This is a genomic window from Myroides sp. LoEW2-1 (assembly GCF_009767705.1).
GTDB classification, from domain to species: Bacteria; Bacteroidota; Bacteroidia; order Flavobacteriales; family Flavobacteriaceae; genus Flavobacterium; species Flavobacterium album_A.
The window spans coordinates 1-16,355 of the sequence record NZ_WSPP01000166.1 but is presented as its reverse complement, the minus strand read 5'-3'; the positions used below and the strand labels follow the sequence as shown (position 1 = coordinate 16,355).

Genomic DNA, 16,355 nt, shown 5'->3' with positions numbered 1-16,355 from the left:
ATGTGCTGATTTTAATATAATGGTTTTAATAAATTGTTTAATTGTTCGTATTCAATCAAAAAGGCATCGTGGCCGTGTATGGATTGAATCTCTTGGTATGTAATGTGTTTGCAACAGTCTTTTAGTAATTCTACTGTTTGCTCTTGCTCTTCTTTGGTGAACATATAATCTGTATCTACTGCTATACAGTGTATGTGTGCACTGGTTTGTTGAGCAAAAGTTTTTAAACTGTCTTGTGTTTGCTCTTGGCCTATAGTTTTCAGAAGGTGATTCATCAATTTATAGGCTTGGAGTTTAAAGCGACTTTCTAAAGCCTGTCCGTGATATTTAAGCCAGCTCTCTATCGCATATTGGTTTTCGCTTTCTTTATATCCGTTAGCGAACTTCTGCTGGAGCGATGCAGGAGTGCGGTAGAGTAACATAGCATGCATACGGGCGTCTTCTATCGGTTGAGAAGAGTTGTTCAGAATACTGTCTTGTACTAAAGCATTTCCTATTAACCAATCAGATGCTTTACAGCTTGTCGCTATGGGGATTAAGTGGTCTATCGCTTTTGGTCTTAAAAATGCTAATTCCCATGCAATACTTCCTCCTAAACTTCCTCCGATAACAGCGTATAGTCTATTGATCTGTAATCGGTCTAACGCTTTCCAAAATACTTCTGCAATTACTTTAGTCGTTAGTGCTTTATAATCTTGGATGAGGTGAGCCTCCTGTTGGTTAAAACCATTACCAGGTATGTCAAAGGCAAGGACTGTGTATCGGTTGAGGTCGATTACTTTGTCATAACCCACTAAGCTATTCCACCATCCGTCATCGCCTGCTACTTGACTATTTCCTGTCAAAGCGTGGTTGACCAATACAATTGGAGCACTGTGTAAAGGCTGTCCCACCACCTGATAGGTGAAGTGAAAAGTATGTGTACTTCCGTTTGGTAGTGTATGATTAGTGATTGTTATTTCTTGTAAGCGACTCATGGTATTCAGTTGTTATTTATTGTGCTAATGCCTGTTTGATATCTTCTATTAAATCCTCTGTTTCTTCTAATCCTATGGATAATCGTATTAGACTTTCTGTTATCCCTGCTTGTACTTTAGTCTCTTTAGGTACTGAGCCATGAGACATCTCAAAAGGATAGTTGCTCAAGCTCTTTATTCCTCCTAATCCCTCAGTCAGTGTAAAGAGTTTTAGACTTTGTATAATCTTAAGAGCTGCCTCTTTGCTGTTGTTCTTTAGATCAAAGCTGATGACTCCTCCGAAATACTTTTGTTGCTTCTTAGCAAGTTCATGTCCTTCATGACTTTTTAATCCTGGATAGTATATCTTGTTTATCTTCGGATGTGTGCTGAGGTACTCTGCTATCTTTAGGGCATTCTCTGAATATCCTTTGTATCTGAGCAAGAGTGTTTCAATGCCTCTGATGGTTAAAAAGCTATCGAAAGGACTTAGTATAGCTCCTGTAGAGTTTTGGTGAAACTTAATGATCTTGCCTAACTCTTCTGTCTTCGTGATGACCAATCCCGCTACTACATCTGAGTGTCCTGCTATGTACTTAGTCGCACTGTGAACAACTATATCAGCTCCTAAGTCTAAAGGTTTTTGAGCTATTGGGGTAGCGAAAGTGTTATCTACGCATAACCAAACCTTGTGTTTCTTAGCAATGTCTGCTATAGCTTGTATATCTGATATACGCAGTGTAGGGTTAGTAGGACTTTCTATCCATATCAACTTGGTTTTGTCATTGATTGCTTTCTCTACATTAGCTGCTACTGTTGTATCTACATAATGAGTTTTGATCCCAAACTTTGCATATACCTCATTCAACAGTCTGTATGTACCACCGTAGATATTGGCTACTGCTATTACTTCATCTCCTTGACTCAGTGTTTTAAATACAGCATCTATAGCTGCCAGTCCACTCCCAAAGGCAAACCCCTTTGCACCGTTTTCTAAAGAGGCAACTAATTCTTCAAGGGCTTGACGAGTAGGATTGTTGGTACGTGTGTAGTCAAATCCTTTGTTTACTCCTGGTGCTTCTTGAGCGAATGTCGTTGTCTGATAGATCGGTACTGCGATGGCTCCTGTGTGTGGGTCTATCGGAATGTGTTTTAGTATATCTGTTTGGGTACTCATCTTATAATGTTTTAAATACGTTAGCTAAATCAGCTTTTAAATCTTCAATGTTTTCTATTCCTACTGATAGTCTGATTAAGTCAGGTGCTACTCCTGTTGCTTTTTGTTCAGCCACACTTAACTGTTGGTGTGTAGTAGAAGCAGGGTGGATGATTAATGACTTGGTATCTCCGATGTTGGCAAGTAGTGAGAATAGTTTTGTCTCGTTCGCTACTGTCTTCGCTGCTTCAAATCCTTTTTTCAATCCGAATGTTACCACTCCACTTTGTCCTTTAGGTAAGTACTCTTTTGCTAAGTCGTGGTAAGGGCTTGATTTCAGACCTGGATAGTTTACCCATGCTACAGCATCTTGTTTCTCTAACCACTCTGCTAATGCAAGAGCATTCTCACTGTGCTTTTGGATACGGATAGGCAATGTCTCTAATCCTTGGATGATTTGGAAAGCATTGAATGGGCTAAGTGCTGCACCTAAATCTCTTAATCCTTCTACTCTTATCTTAGCGATGAAAGCCGCATTACCTAATGCTTGATGATATATTAGTCCGTGGTATCCTGGTGATGGTTCTGTGAACTCAGGGAATCTACCACTTGACCAATCAAATGTCCCTGCATCGATAATCGCTCCACCTAATGAAGTACCGTTCCCGGTTATATATTTAGTCAGTGAGTGTACTACGATATTAGCTCCATATTCGATCGGGTTAAGTAGAGCAGGAGAGGCAACAGTGTTATCTACGATGAAAGGTATCTTAAACTCTTGTGCGATCTTAGCAACTGCTTTTAGGTTAATGATGTCTAACTTAGGATTACCTAAACTCTCTACGAATATTGCTTTTGTGTTCTCTTGAATATTTGTTCTGAAGTTCTCTACATTAGATGGATCTACGAAAGTGGTGTTGATACCAAATCTTGGAAGAGTAACATTAAATAAGTTATAAGTCCCTCCGTATAAGCTATTAGAGGATACGATGTGGTCTCCTGCTTTTAATAATGTTAAGAACGTTGTAGAGATAGCAGATGCTCCTGATGCTGTTACCACTGCTCCGATACCTCCCTCAAGTGCAGCTAAGCGTTGTTCTAAGATATCGTTAGTAGGGTTGTTTAATCTTGTATAGATGTACGCTGGGATAGACAGGTTAAAAGCTCCTGCTGCATGATCAGCATTTTCGAATACATACGATGATGTCTGATAGATAGGCACAGCTCTTGTTCCTGCTGTAGATTGTACATTGTGTCCTGCGTGTAATGCTTGTGTTGAAAAATTTAGATTGCTCATGGTTATATTTTTTAATGTTTTAGTTACTTGTTTTTTATTTTCTCAGTACTTAACCCTACTGAGTAAAGGGCATAAAAAAAGTCCTTTCGGCATTGCCAAAAGGACTTCAAGTATTTTAATCTCTTTGTTTAGATTATAACTAACTCGTTGACTTTAGGCAATAGGGCGTCGTGAACATCATCATGTTCATCATCATCATCATTGCCATCATCATTGTGTTAGTATTGAAAATCATGGTATTTATATTTATCTAATTATATACTGTTTGGTTTAGTGTAAAAAAAAAGCCCTCGCTATCGCAAGGGCTTTATATATGTTATTTAGAATTTAAGTTTATGCAAATAACAAGCCCTGCGGATTTCTCCACATCATCATTGTCATCATCATTGTATAAACTGTATTCATTTTTTCTTCTTTGTTTTCGTTGGTACAAATATCATTAAATTATTTCGGAATAAACAAAATAATTTTAACTTTTTTTATAATTTTAGATAAAAATCTTTCACAAGTGCCTCAAATGCTGGGGTGTATTGATGTCTCTCTACTTCGATAGTTAGCTCATCTAAGGGGATTTTCTCTACTAATTGACGTGAAAAAGCTATTAAGCTACGTTTGATTTCAGCTTGTTCGTTCCCTCGAACGCGAGTTACCTTGAATGGATAGATACCAAACTCGGCTGCTAATCGCATCAGTGTCTCTTCTTCTTTGGCTGGAATAATTACACTAAACACCCCTTTCTCAGACAAGAAATATTCTACTGCCTCAATTAATAAATCAAAAGGCATCGCATCCTGAAAACGAGCAGTATCTCTCTGCTTATCATTCGTGTGATAATCTTCACTATAGAAAGGAGGATTAGAGATAATTAGATCATATTCTTCTTCCATCTCATTAGCGAAGGTCTCTAAGTCGGCATGATAGCAGAATAGTCTATCACCCCAAGGGCTGTTCTCAAAGTTCTCTACAGCTTGCTCATGTGCGTTTTCATCTATTTCTACTCCATCTATCTGCTCTGCACCTGTGCGCTGTGCCATCATTAAGGCTAACAGTCCTGTGCCTGATCCTATGTCTAACACCTTATAAGGATTATTGTCTATCGGTGTCCATGCTCCTAATAGTACTCCATCCGTACCTACCTTCATCGCACATTTATCCTGCTGTATCGTAAACTGTTTAAATTGAAACATCTTGCTTAGTCTTTTTGCAAAAGTACAAAAAGGAGGTTTAGTGACCTAATAAGGAAAGTATATCTCTTTAAGTATGGTAGGCTTATCATAAACGTATGAAGTACCACATTTGTTATTGCGTATTTAGTATTTTATGGTTTGTTTTATTGTTAATATTTATGAAATTATTGTAAAATATTTTTTAATTTTGTATTAAAATTAATTTAAGTGATTATGAAATTAAGAATTTTATTAGTGTTTATTTTGTCTCTATTCATGTTCTCTTGCTCTAGTAGCGATGATGGAGGTAATAATATTACTGATGGAGGTGAAGTACCAAAGCCAGTTGTGGAAGAAATTACGTTTGATGTGCTTACACATACCATTTTACCTAATGAAGAGTATGATATATTAAAAAATTTACGGGTTAAGAATATTTCTTTTGAAGAAATAAATTTTACTTCTGATAATCCTGAAGTAGCAAGCTTTGTAGATGGTACTAACCTTGTTGGACATAAAACAGGGGAAACTATTATAAGAGCACAATCTAAGAAATCTAAGGTAAATGCTACCATGAAGATTGTTGTAGCTGAACAAAAGATTGTTTTTGCACAAGATGAGATTGTATTAGGGACTCTAGAAGAGTTAGATTTAATGCCAATTGTCTCATTGATTAATGTTGAATGGGATCAGATAGAGTTGAAAGCTGATAATTCTGAAAATGTTAGAATAGAAGGAACAAAGCTTATAGCATTAAAAGAAGGAGAGGTATTGATTAATGCTACAATTAAAAACACGAATAATACTTCTATTTTAAAAGTAAAAGTCATAGAAAGAAAGATTACGTTTAAAGAAGAATCTATTGATATGGCAGTAGATGCTTCTGTTGATTTGAACGACCTTGTTGAACTAAAGAATATCGATGTCGAAACTATTAAGTGGAAGTACAATGATACTTATGTAAGTATTAGCAAAATGAAGATGACTGCTTTAAAAGTAGGTTCACTTATTGTAATTGCTCAAACAGCTGATGGGAAGATAGAGGGTAATTTAAAGGTTAATGTTGTAAAAAATAAACTTGAATTTACAAAAGAAGTAATAGATATAACAGGGGATGAAACTTATGATTTAAATGAAGTGTTGATAACAGAGAATCTCGATGTAAATAAATTAGTTTGGAAAAGTTCACCAACTGGTTTATCTGTTGTAAAAGGTATTGTATCAAAATTAGATAATATTAAAGTAGATACATCCTTTATAGTAACAGTAACAACAAGTGAAGATGCTAAATTAACTGCTTCAATACAAGTGAATGTAAAAATGAGAGAAATATCGAAATTCTCTTTAAAGCAGAATCCTGTACAATTATATAAAAGTGCTATAGAAAGATTTACTTATGATATAGAACCTAAGGATGCGGATCCTTCATCTTTAGAGTTTGTTTCACAGAAAAAATTATCATTTGCTCAGTTTGCTAATTACAAAAAAACAGAGATTAGTATAGAACATATTAGTTATGAGAGTGATATAATTGATGTATATACAAAAATTAGTAATGGTAGTCGAAAAAAAGTGGGTGAGATAAAGGTTGATTCTCCAAGTGATATTTCTTTCAAAGTTGTATCACAGTATGCTGTATTAGGCTTGCCTACAGATGAAGTAGCTAATACATATGAGTTTTCTAATAAAACTATTGTGGCACCATTAGGACCTAAAGGTGATTTTATTTGGACTTCAGATAATCCAAATATTAGAATTACTTCAAATGGTGTTATAACAAGGCCTACTGAAAAAGGTACAGCAGTACTTACAATTAGACACCCTTATTATACTAATTTTGAACAAAAAATAAATGTACAATCGGCACCTTTTGCAGAATTATTTAGAGTAACACAATCAAGTACAAGTAAAGTTAATAATAACAATGGACAGGTGGAGCTCAAATTAGTAATGGAGAATAACTCTCCTGATATATATTTTGTAAATGGATATCAGTTTTATGATTCTAAAGGTGATTTAATAAAGGATATTCATTGGTCAGGTGGAGGAAATGGTAATGCTATTGTAAATGCATACTCTTCTAATGTGAAACATCCATTACTTACGACAGATGAAAAAGATTATATTGTATTATTGTATTATGCAGATGCTGAGAAAACTATACTTAAGTCACTACAAATAGATTTTGATTAAGTTAGAATTTCTTTATAAAAAACCTCAAATCAACTGATTTGAGGTTTTTTTATGGGTTATGACTTTATGTACGCATCCATTAGTTTGTTAGGTATGTTAATTATAGCTCTTTATTTTTGTAGACAGTAATCAACTTAAAACGACTAAACATTGATTGTAGTTTAATAGATGAATACTGAATATTAGAGTTAGATTTAGAGAACATATAATGTTTTTCTTTAGTTGAATTGATGATAAGGCCTCTGAAAAAGATATAATTTGGAGTAAATGCAAAGGGCGAGGGGATTAGGATAATCCCCACACTTTATACCACTTCATTAGTTCTTTAAAACTTCTGATATGAATGAAGGTAGCAGTGCTATTATTAATTAGTTCTACATACTTAGGGCTTTTTTTAGGAGCTTCGAATAAGATATACTTAACCATCTTCATACTGAATTGGCTCTCGGCACCGTCTAAGTTGCCAGGGCGAGTATCTCTATGCGTGATACTGCGTTTTATGTATCTATACAATGCTCCGATAGGAGAGAAGTCTAGCCAGATAATGCACGTAGCCTCTTTAAACCGCTCAGGCATTAAGAAGCTATAGTTGCCTTCTATCACCCAGTCTGTATGATCGCTTAAGAATGTCTGATGATCAGCTGTCATAAGTGCTTTGTCACGAGGTATCCAGTCTGTATTAGGGATATGTGCTATCTGATCTAAATGCAGGATATTTAGATTCAGTTTATTGCCTAAGGCTTGTGCTAGAGTAGACTTGCCAGAGGAGCTAAGCCCAATGATGCAGATGCGATTACCCAAGTGATGTAGTGCTACCATAATCGACAAATATAAAAACAAAAAACCTCGAAACAAGTGCTGTGGGGTATACATTATATTTCTATATCCCCTATTGCTCTAAGAAGTGTTAATATTTTAGTCTTACAGTCTTCTACAAAAGTAGTAGATTCTATAATGTTTGTTTGCCAATTTTCTAGAGTAAGATTTTCGTTATAAGCATAAAAAGGCCACCATTCACTAGTTTTACGGTTTGTTACATTAGACTCTTCTAATTTTTTATGTATTATAGCTCTGTTTTCTATTGACATTAAATGTGTTTTTGGGTTATTAGCAATTCCATAATAATATTTTTTACTTTCAAATGTAAAACCAATCCAAAATTTGCCTTTCCATTCTGTATTTGTAAAATAGAATCGTATATACTCTTCTTTGCTTTCTTCATAAACATACTCCAATCCATTTTCTTTAGCAAATTCTTCCATTAATGGGTTTACGTATTTTTCAGCCAAATAATCAAAAGTTGCGGCATAGTTTTGAGCTATAGCTTGCGCAGCTTTAAGATTCTCTATTTTTGATAATACTGCTACTATTTCTTCTTTATTTTTGGAATCCATATCTTGTCCTGTTAGTTGTTTTAAGTGATTTATGTATTGAATAATAGTCTCTCTTACTATTGGGAAACGAGATGCAATAGTTACACACTGTTCTAACCAATCTATGATTTCTTTACCATGAGCGATAGGAAGATAGGTTACTCCTGCACTACTTTGTTCAGAAGCATCTTCACCATAGAGACTAAGGTAAAGTATTTGGTAATTTTGTTTAGTGTCTTTTGCATAAGTGTCATACCTGATTAATTGTCTATCTTGATCTTCTGCATGTATCTTATTCTCTATTATTATTGCATTATTATTGTTATCTTCAATAAATATATCAATACGTCCTTGGGGTGTAGAGTATTCTCTATGTACTTTAGCTGTCTCAGAATTGAAATTAGGAATACTAAAGTAAGGATCTAATGATTTAATGAAGGTATCTAATAGTTTGTGTTTTAGTCCATGACTTCCTTTTGGATTCAAAAGTTCTGCTATAATTGCAGAGTGCGTATTTTCGTAGTGATTGACACCGCAAATGGCAAACATATTAAACAGCCCACCTGTAGTGGCTAAAGTCTCTGTATTTTTCCTATCAATAATACTTATTTGACTAAGTAGATTCTTTATTTGTACCATTGTATTTAGTTTAAATGGATAGTAAAGCTACGAAATTCTGGAAGTATTATAAAAAACAAAAAACCTCGAAACAAGTGTCTCGAGGCTGTATGATGTGATGTATTATCTACCTAAGTAAATATCTAATAACCCAACAGGTACATTAAGATATAACTTCTTATTCTCACGATCTACTTTATGGATAAGTTCGTCTATCATCGGAACTAATATTTCGGTTCCGTTAAAGTCTATCTCGAATAGAGGTTGATAATTACTATCGTTTACTCTTTTTAGTTGACCTATTTCACCTTCGTTAGTATCTATTACGTCAAAACCAGTGATCTCGTGGTAGTAGAACTTGTTTCCTTCAAGTTTAGGAAGCATCGTTAGTGGTAGGTATATCTCTGATCCGACTAATCGGTCAGCATCTTCTTCAGAGTTAGACTCCTCGAATTTAACTCTTAAAAAATCGCTTTTGTGTAATGAAGCTTGTTCCATAAAAAAAGGAACCAGTTGTCCGTCGAAGTCGACGAACACTGATTCCAAGTTTTCGTATAACTCAGGTTCATCGGTGTCTAAATAAATAAGCACCTCCCCTTTAAAGCTAAATTTCTTTGCGATTTTGCCTAAATAGAAACAATCCTTTTTACGCATATCGCTTGAGAATTATGCTTGAGTTTCTTCGTTGCTTTCTTCAGTTGCTTCAGCAGCTTCAGCAGGAGCAGCCTCAGCAGCTTCAGCAGGAGCAGCCTCAGCAGCAGCTTTAGCTTCTTGAGCAGCAGCAGCACGTTTAGTACTTACTTCTTTCTCAGCAGCTAATCTTGCAGCTTTATCAGCAGCTTTGTTTGATGATAAACCATCTTTCTTAGCGTTGATTTTAGCAGCTTTTTCTTCTAACCAAGCAGCGAATTTCGCGTCAGCTTGCTCTTGAGTTAAAGCTCCTTTGTTAACTCCACCTTGTAAGTGGTGTTTTAACATTACTCCTTTGTAAGAAAGTAAAGTTCTAGCAGTATCTGTTGGTTGAGCACCATTGAATAACCATTTAACAGCAAGATCAACATTAATCTCTACAGTTGCAGGGTTAGTTGTTGGATTGTAAGTACCGATTTTTTCTAAGTATTTACCATCTCTTTTTGAGCGTGCATCAGCAGCTACTACCCAGTAAAAAGGTTTTCCTTTTTTACCGTGTCTTTGTAATCTAATTTTTACAGACATAATTAATTTATTTGTTTGAGGTACCCGACCTCGGTTAAAAATTGAGTGCAAAGATATGCTTTTTTGACTTTAATACATTTATTTTATTGAAAAAAATATTTATTATAAGCTATTGATTGATAACGAGATGTCTTATTAACCTTAGATAAAGGATAGATTCGCACTTTTTTAGCAACTTTTATCTTTGAGAAAGTTTTTTTCTGCTATTAAATACTATATTTTTGTATTTGAAGTTATTATAGAAGATAATTATTTACTATGAAAAAGATATTAGGTCTACTATTGGTTATTGCTGCTTGTATTGCTTGTGAAAATGACACTAAGAACAGTGATCCTGGGTTACAAGCTTATACAAATAATGAGGAGTATAAAGAGGCAGTAAAATATGAGAAGTGGAAGCCAGAGCGCATGACTGCTTATATAGCTAATGAGAATGTACTGTATATTATGGGCGAAACTGATAGTACCTCTTATGTAATGAAAGTACCTTATAGTCCAAGTTTGTTTGGTAAAACAATCAAACTTGAGGAATATCGCAAAGTTGAAAATGGCGGTAAACAAGCTAATATTCAATTTGACAATAGAGAAAGTACGAAAGATGATGCATATGCTTATTATCGAGTTAAAAGTAAAAGTTCATTAGATGAAACGTTCGCTTTATATGTTACAAGAGGTATTGATAAGAATAAGAATGAAGTAGAGATGGGGGAAGTGTATTTTGCTCCTGAAGCTGATCAAATACCAGGGACAATTAGTGGAACTTTCTTCGCTAATCTTATCAAAGAAGATCTTGACGAAACACAACAAAAGAACTTCACAGAAAAACAGAAAGAGGAGCATGCTGCTCTGCAAAATACTAAAATATTTCAAGAAGGAGTATTCTTTAGAATACCTTTAGAATTACCTCGATAGGTAATGATTACAATTCTTTTGAGACTGTGTTTTTCCGAAACGCAGTCTTTTTTTATACCTTTGTTTTTCTTGAGAAATCTAAGTAAAATAAGGTAAACTTCTTATAATCAGCTATGTATTTAATTTTTGATACTGAAACAACAGGACTCCCAAAGAGTTGGTCTGCCCCTATTACAGATACAGACAACTGGCCACGTTGTGTACAGATTGCTTGGCAATTACACGATGAAATGGGAAATTTAATTGAACATCAGGATTACCTTGTTAGACCTGAAGGATTTAATATTCCTTACGATTCAGAGCGCATCCATGGTATTTCTACCGAATTAGCAGAGGAGCAGGGTATTTCTCTTGCCGAAGTGTTAGCTAAATTTAATATTGCATTATCAAAAACAAAATTTATTGTAGGACAGAACTTAGCCTTTGACCTTAATATAATGGGGTGTGAGTTCTATCGTATGGGGGTGACATCTATTATGAGTGAGTTGCCTGTGCTTGATACTTGTACCGAAGTTACAGCTGAGTTACTTAAGATACCCGGAGGTAGAGGGGGTCGTTATAAATTGCCTACTTTAACTGAGCTACATACTTATTTGTTTGGTGTTCCATTTGGAGAAGCACATAATGCAACTGCTGATGTTGAAGCAACTACTCGTTGTTTTCTTGAGTTATTAAAAAAAGGAGTATTCTCTAAGGAGGAACTGCAATGTGATGATACATATATTCAGCGCTATATACAAGCAAACCCAGAGCCATTTCAACCAGCTGGTTTAAAGCACATCAATCTTAAAAAGGCTTCTGATGAAGTTCGTCAGAGGTTGTCAAAGTTGCAAGGTGAACCTACTGAGGTTATTAGCGATGAAGCAAAGGAGAAGTTTAAAGTAGCGAAGTTTGCTCATCTCCATGTACATACACAATTTTCCGTCTTGCAATCTACGATTTCAATTCCCTCTCTTGTAAAAAAAGCAGGTGAAATGGAACTGACTGCGGTGGCTATGACGGATCACGGAAATATGATGGGAGCCTTTCATTTTGTAATGGAGGTTAACAATCACAATAAGAAAATAGAGGCACAGAATAAAGAGCGTGCGGAGAAAGGAGAAACATTAGTACCTCTTTTAACTCCGATTGTAGGATGTGAGTTTTTTATTTGTGAAGATCATACGGATAAGTCTAAAAAAGACAATGGTTTTCAAGTAGTACTGTTAGCAAAGAATAAAAGAGGATATCACAATTTGGCTAAGATGGCTTCTATTGCCTATACAGATGGTTTCTATTATGTGCCGCGTATAGATAAAGAGGTTGTTAGGAAATATAAGGAAGATGTGATTGTCCTAACAGGTAACCTCTATGGAGAAGTGCCAGGTAAGATTCTAAATATTGGTGAAAAGCAGGCTGAAGAGGCTTTACTTTGGTGGAAGGAAGAATTTGGTGAAGACCTCTATATTGAGTTAATGCGCCATGGGCAAGAAGATGAAAATAGAGTTAATCAAGTGCTTATTGACTTTTCAAGAAAACACGATATCAAATTAATAGCAACGAATAATTCTTATTACTTAGATAAGAAGGATGCGAATGCCCACGATATTTTATTGTGTGTTAAAGATGGTGAGAAACAATCTACACCTATAGGTAGAGGAAGAGGCTATCGCTATGGGTTGCCAAATCAAGAATACTATTTCAAGTCAAGTGACGAGATGAAGGAACTATTTAAAGATGTTCCGGATGCTATTTATAATATTCAAGAAGTTGTAGATAAAGTTGAGCCATTTGTTTTACATAGAGATGTACTTCTTCCAAAATTTGATATTCCGGAAGAATTTCAAGATGAAAGAGACTTGGAGGGTGATGGGAGTGGGAAAAGAGGTGAAAACAACTATTTGCGTTATCTTACTTATGAAGGTGCAAAACGAAGATATAAAGAAATTACAGATGAAATTCGCGAGCGTTTAGACTTTGAGTTAGCTACTATTGAAAGAACGGGCTATCCTGGTTACTTCTTAATTGTACAAGACTTTATTGCTGCGGCAAGAGATATGGGAGTTTCGGTTGGGCCAGGTCGTGGTTCTGCTGCAGGTTCTGCTGTAGCTTATTGTTTGGGAATTACGAATCTTGATCCTATCGAGTATGATTTGCTTTTTGAGCGTTTCCTTAACCCAGATCGTGTATCCATGCCCGATATCGATATTGATTTTGACGATGAAGGTCGTGGTCGAGTAATGGAATATGTAATCAATAAGTATGGAGCTAATCAAGTGGCGCAGATTATCACTTATGGTAAGATGGCGACTAAGTCTGCAATTAGAGATACAGCACGTGTATTAGACCTGCCATTGTTTGAGGCAGATAGAATTGCGAAGTTGATTCCCGGTATGATGCCTTCTAAGTGGAACCTAAATCGATTTTTAACAGAGGATGAGAGTGCAATAAAGGGAGTACTTCGATCAGAAGAATTTGATAAAGTAAAAGAGCTCATAACATTAGCACAAGAAGACTCATTAGCTGCAGAAACTATACAACAAGCTAAAATATTAGAGGGTTCTATGCGAAATACAGGAATCCACGCTTGTGGTGTAATTATTACACCAGATGATATTACAAAGTTTGTTCCTGTTACTTTAGCTAAAGATTCAGATTTATACGTTACTCAGTTTGATAACTCAGTTGCAGAGAGTGCAGGGTTATTAAAAATGGACTTTTTAGGGTTGAAAACATTGACTCTTATCAAGGACACCGTTAAGTTGGTAAAACATAGAACAGGTATAGATATTAATCCTGACGAAATCCCTATTGACGATGTAAAAACTTATGAGTTATTCCAGCGTGGGGAAACGGTAGGTGTATTCCAGTACGAATCTCCTGGAATGCAAAAGTATATGCGTGAACTGAAGCCTACTGTATTTGCCGATTTAATTGCGATGAATGCTTTATATCGACCAGGACCATTAGAGTATATCCCTTCGTTTATTAGTCGTAAGAATGGTGAGGAACCAATTGTCTACGATTTAGATGCTTGTGAAGAATACCTAAAAGAAACTTATGGTATTACCGTATATCAAGAGCAGGTAATGCTTCTGTCACAAAAGCTTGCTGGATTTACGAAAGGTGAGGCGGACGTACTTCGTAAAGCAATGGGTAAGAAGCAAAAGGATGTCTTGGATAAGATGAAACCGAAGTTTGTGGAACAAGCTTCAGCGAAAGGGCATGATGCAACAATATTAGAAAAGATTTGGAAAGACTGGGAGGCATTTGCTTCGTACGCGTTTAACAAATCTCACTCTACTTGTTATGCTTGGATTGCCTATCAGACTGCTTATTTAAAGGCTCATTATCCTGCTGAGTACATGGCTGCTGTACTGTCTAATAATATGAATGATATTAAATCGGTTACTTTCTTTATGGAAGAGTGTAAGCGTATGGGACTTCATGTATTAGGACCTGATGTGAATGAATCTTATTACAAGTTTACAGTAAATGATGAGTATGCAGTTCGCTTTGGGATGGGAGCGATAAAAGGAGTAGGACAAGGAGCTGTGAATACCATTGTTGAGAATCGCGAAAAAGGGAATTACAAGTCAATATTTGATTTAGCGAAGCGCATTGATTTGCGTGCAGCTAATAAGAAAGCTTTTGAAAATCTTGCCTTAGCTGGTGGTTTTGATTGCTTCGAAAATACACATCGCGCGCAATACTTCTATATGGATGCGATGGATAATATTCCATTCTTAGAGAAGGCAATTCGCTATGGGGCTAAATCTCAAGAGAATGATAATTCTTCACAATTCAGTTTATTTGGTGAAAGTGCTGAAGTAGAAATACCAGAACCTGTCTTACCTGTATGTGAGGAGTGGACAACAATGGAGAAACTTGCAAAGGAGAAGGAAGTAGTAGGTATTTATATATCTGGACATCCACTTGATGATTTTAAGTTTGAGATGAAGTATTTTTGCTCTAGCAGAGTGGAAGAAATGCGCGATCTTACAGAATTAGCTGGTCGGACAATAACCTTTGGTGGAATGATTAGTAATGTTGAATTTCGAACATCTGCTAAAGGAAAGGATTGGGCGATGTTTACGATTGAAGGATACGATGAGGGATGTGAGTTTAGACTTTTTAATGAAGACTTTTTAAAGTTTAGACATTTCTTATTACAGAATACCTTTGTTCATGTAAAAGCTCAAGTTAAAGAAGGTTGGATAAGAAAGGATACAGGTGAAAGAGGAGAGCCGAGATTGCAGTTTTTGGAAATGAAATTGCTTTATGAGGTTATTCCGACATCAGCAAAGAAGTTGATAATATTATTGAACGTAAAAGAGATTGACGAGAAGCTAATCAATAATATGAAAGAGGTGTTTAGTTTTAATGAAGGGGACAAACCTGTTTACTTTGACTTAGTGGAGTTAGAAAAGGTTTTCTTAGATCCTGTTGATCAAGTAAAACCAATTATGCCCATTACATTTGATGAAGATATGGAATTTGGAGATGAAGAAATGGCCATGGAAGAAGTTGTAGTAGATGAAAAGAGAGAAGAAATAAGAATTGTCAATAGAGTAGAGCTATCCAGTCGAAATATGCGTGTCAATATTACAGCTGAACTCTTAGAGGAATTGGAGAGAATGCAGGTTAATTTTAAATTAAATTAGTTTTTGTAATTGCTCTATAGTTAAAATTAATACTTTATAAATAGTATTATATAATTAATTTATTAGATTTGTTGATATAACATAAAAGGTAGAATAATGGCATTAGAAATTACAGATGCTACTTTCGAAGAAGTAGTATTAAAATCAGATAAGCCAGTAGTTGTTGACTTCTGGGCAGTATGGTGTGGTCCTTGTAAAATGTTAGGCCCAATCGTTGAAGAATTAAGTGTAGAATACGACGGAAAAGCTGTAGTAGGTAAAGTTGATGTAGATACAAACCAAGAGTTTGCTGCAAAATACGGTATCCGAAACATTCCTACAGTATTGGTATTTAAAAATGGTGAAGTTGTAGCGAAACAAGTTGGTGTAGCTCCAAAGAAAACTTACCAAGACTTTATCGAGAGCAACTTGTAATAGATAGTATTACTTGTCTAAAATATAAACAATCCCCTTTTGATTTTTAATCGAAAGGGGATTGTTTTATTGTATAATCTAATGAGATTATTTTTTTCATGATAAAGATATTAGTTTTTGTACTATATAGTTTGTCTGTATTGGCTTGTCAGCTATAGGTATTATAGCTGTGTATCTTGAGTTTTTAATAAAATAAGGGTATAGTAAGGCTGGTCAGTATTTTCTACTAAAAGAGTATTCCATTACGGAAAAATCTATTTTAAAGTGAGTTCGATAGAAGGTACGAAGACAGCTTATAGTCTTCAGGGTGTTTATTGGTCGCAGACTGTAGTTAAAACTATGCACTTTAGTGCATTTAGCTTTCAGCTTCTAAAAATGTTTACCTTTGATATATGGAATATCAACGAACCGG

Annotated in this window: 12 protein-coding genes; 4 read left to right on the top strand and 8 right to left on the bottom strand. The window is 35.4% G+C overall.

Features of this window, described 5'->3' with window-relative positions:
* Positions 1-11 precede the first annotated feature (11 nt).
* The 4 genes from GOQ24_RS09960 to GOQ24_RS09945 form a co-directional block, all read right to left on the bottom strand.
* The gene (locus GOQ24_RS09960; protein ID WP_160339604.1) at positions 12-977 is read right to left on the bottom strand and encodes an alpha/beta fold hydrolase; all 966 of its coding nucleotides are present in this window, start codon (positions 975-977) and stop codon (positions 12-14) included.
* Between the two features lie 16 nt (positions 978-993).
* Positions 994-2,133, bottom strand: coding sequence for a trans-sulfuration enzyme family protein (locus GOQ24_RS09955; protein ID WP_155090839.1), 1,140 nt, complete (start codon positions 2,131-2,133; stop codon positions 994-996).
* Position 2,134: 1 nt separating this feature from the next.
* Positions 2,135-3,409 carry an O-acetylhomoserine aminocarboxypropyltransferase/cysteine synthase family protein gene (locus tag GOQ24_RS09950; RefSeq protein ID WP_155090840.1) on the bottom strand — a complete coding sequence of 425 codons (1,275 nt, stop codon included), beginning with the start codon at positions 3,407-3,409 and terminating at the stop codon, positions 2,135-2,137.
* Between the two features lie 479 nt (positions 3,410-3,888).
* The gene (locus GOQ24_RS09945) at positions 3,889-4,596 is read right to left on the bottom strand and encodes a tRNA1(Val) (adenine(37)-N6)-methyltransferase (protein ID WP_155090841.1); all 708 of its coding nucleotides are present in this window, start codon (positions 4,594-4,596) and stop codon (positions 3,889-3,891) included.
* Positions 4,597-4,809: 213 nt separating this feature from the next.
* On the opposite strand from GOQ24_RS09945, the gene GOQ24_RS09940 reads away from it, so the two are divergent.
* Complete coding sequence (locus GOQ24_RS09940; protein WP_160339603.1) at positions 4,810-6,768, top strand: hypothetical protein; 1,959 nt, start codon at positions 4,810-4,812, stop codon at positions 6,766-6,768.
* 285 nt (positions 6,769-7,053) lie between these two features.
* Here GOQ24_RS09940 and GOQ24_RS09935 read toward each other — a convergent pair whose 3' ends face one another.
* The 4 genes from GOQ24_RS09935 to GOQ24_RS09920 all read right to left on the bottom strand — a co-directional run bounded on the left by GOQ24_RS09935 (position 7,054) and on the right by GOQ24_RS09920 (position 9,974).
* Positions 7,054-7,587 carry an adenylate kinase gene (locus GOQ24_RS09935; RefSeq protein WP_166520738.1) on the bottom strand — a complete coding sequence of 178 codons (534 nt, stop codon included), beginning with the start codon at positions 7,585-7,587 and terminating at the stop codon, positions 7,054-7,056.
* A 53-nt stretch (positions 7,588-7,640) separates the two neighbouring features.
* Positions 7,641-8,780 (bottom strand): PD-(D/E)XK nuclease family protein, encoded by a 1,140-nt coding sequence (locus tag GOQ24_RS09930; RefSeq protein ID WP_155092068.1) that lies wholly within the window; start codon positions 8,778-8,780, stop codon positions 7,641-7,643.
* Positions 8,781-8,882: 102 nt separating this feature from the next.
* Positions 8,883-9,413, bottom strand: coding sequence for a ribosome maturation factor RimM (gene rimM, locus GOQ24_RS09925; RefSeq protein WP_006257597.1), 531 nt, complete (start codon positions 9,411-9,413; stop codon positions 8,883-8,885).
* A 12-nt stretch (positions 9,414-9,425) separates the two neighbouring features.
* On the bottom strand, positions 9,426-9,974 hold the full coding sequence (locus GOQ24_RS09920; protein WP_160339602.1) for a 30S ribosomal protein S16: 549 nt from the start codon (positions 9,972-9,974) through the stop codon (positions 9,426-9,428).
* Positions 9,975-10,232: 258 nt separating this feature from the next.
* Between GOQ24_RS09920 and GOQ24_RS09915 the strand changes: the two genes are divergently transcribed.
* The 3 genes from GOQ24_RS09915 to trxA all read left to right on the top strand — a co-directional run bounded on the left by GOQ24_RS09915 (position 10,233) and on the right by trxA (position 15,943).
* Complete coding sequence (locus tag GOQ24_RS09915; RefSeq protein ID WP_155092070.1) at positions 10,233-10,886, top strand: hypothetical protein; 654 nt, start codon at positions 10,233-10,235, stop codon at positions 10,884-10,886.
* A gap of 113 nt (positions 10,887-10,999) precedes the next feature.
* A complete protein-coding gene (dnaE, locus tag GOQ24_RS09910; protein ID WP_155092071.1) occupies positions 11,000-15,529 on the top strand; it encodes a DNA polymerase III subunit alpha in 4,530 nt (1,509 codons plus the stop codon).
* A 96-nt stretch (positions 15,530-15,625) separates the two neighbouring features.
* Positions 15,626-15,943, top strand: a complete 318-nt coding sequence (gene trxA / locus GOQ24_RS09905) for a thioredoxin (protein ID WP_155092072.1) — start codon at positions 15,626-15,628, stop codon at positions 15,941-15,943.
* The last annotated feature ends 412 nt before the right edge of the window (positions 15,944-16,355 follow it).

Bases quoted from the DNA above. Each gene is read 5' to 3' on its own strand.
- GOQ24_RS09960 (WP_160339604.1), bottom strand. From the start codon at position 977: ATGAGTCGCTTACAAGAAATAACAATCACTAATCATACACTACCAAAC.
- GOQ24_RS09955 (WP_155090839.1), bottom strand. From the start codon at position 2,133: ATGAGTACCCAAACAGATATACTAAAACACATTCCGATAGACCCACAC.
- GOQ24_RS09950 (WP_155090840.1), bottom strand. From the start codon at position 3,409: ATGAGCAATCTAAATTTTTCAACACAAGCATTACACGCAGGACACAAT.
- GOQ24_RS09945 (WP_155090841.1), bottom strand. From the start codon at position 4,596: ATGTTTCAATTTAAACAGTTTACGATACAGCAGGATAAATGTGCGATG.
- GOQ24_RS09940 (WP_160339603.1), top strand. From the start codon at position 4,810: ATGAAATTAAGAATTTTATTAGTGTTTATTTTGTCTCTATTCATGTTC.
- GOQ24_RS09935 (WP_166520738.1), bottom strand. From the start codon at position 7,587: ATGGTAGCACTACATCACTTGGGTAATCGCATCTGCATCATTGGGCTT.
- GOQ24_RS09930 (WP_155092068.1), bottom strand. From the start codon at position 8,780: ATGGTACAAATAAAGAATCTACTTAGTCAAATAAGTATTATTGATAGG.
- rimM (WP_006257597.1), bottom strand. From the start codon at position 9,413: ATGCGTAAAAAGGATTGTTTCTATTTAGGCAAAATCGCAAAGAAATTT.
- GOQ24_RS09920 (WP_160339602.1), bottom strand. From the start codon at position 9,974: ATGTCTGTAAAAATTAGATTACAAAGACACGGTAAAAAAGGAAAACCT.
- GOQ24_RS09915 (WP_155092070.1), top strand. From the start codon at position 10,233: ATGAAAAAGATATTAGGTCTACTATTGGTTATTGCTGCTTGTATTGCT.
- dnaE (WP_155092071.1), top strand. From the start codon at position 11,000: ATGTATTTAATTTTTGATACTGAAACAACAGGACTCCCAAAGAGTTGG.
- trxA (WP_155092072.1), top strand. From the start codon at position 15,626: ATGGCATTAGAAATTACAGATGCTACTTTCGAAGAAGTAGTATTAAAA.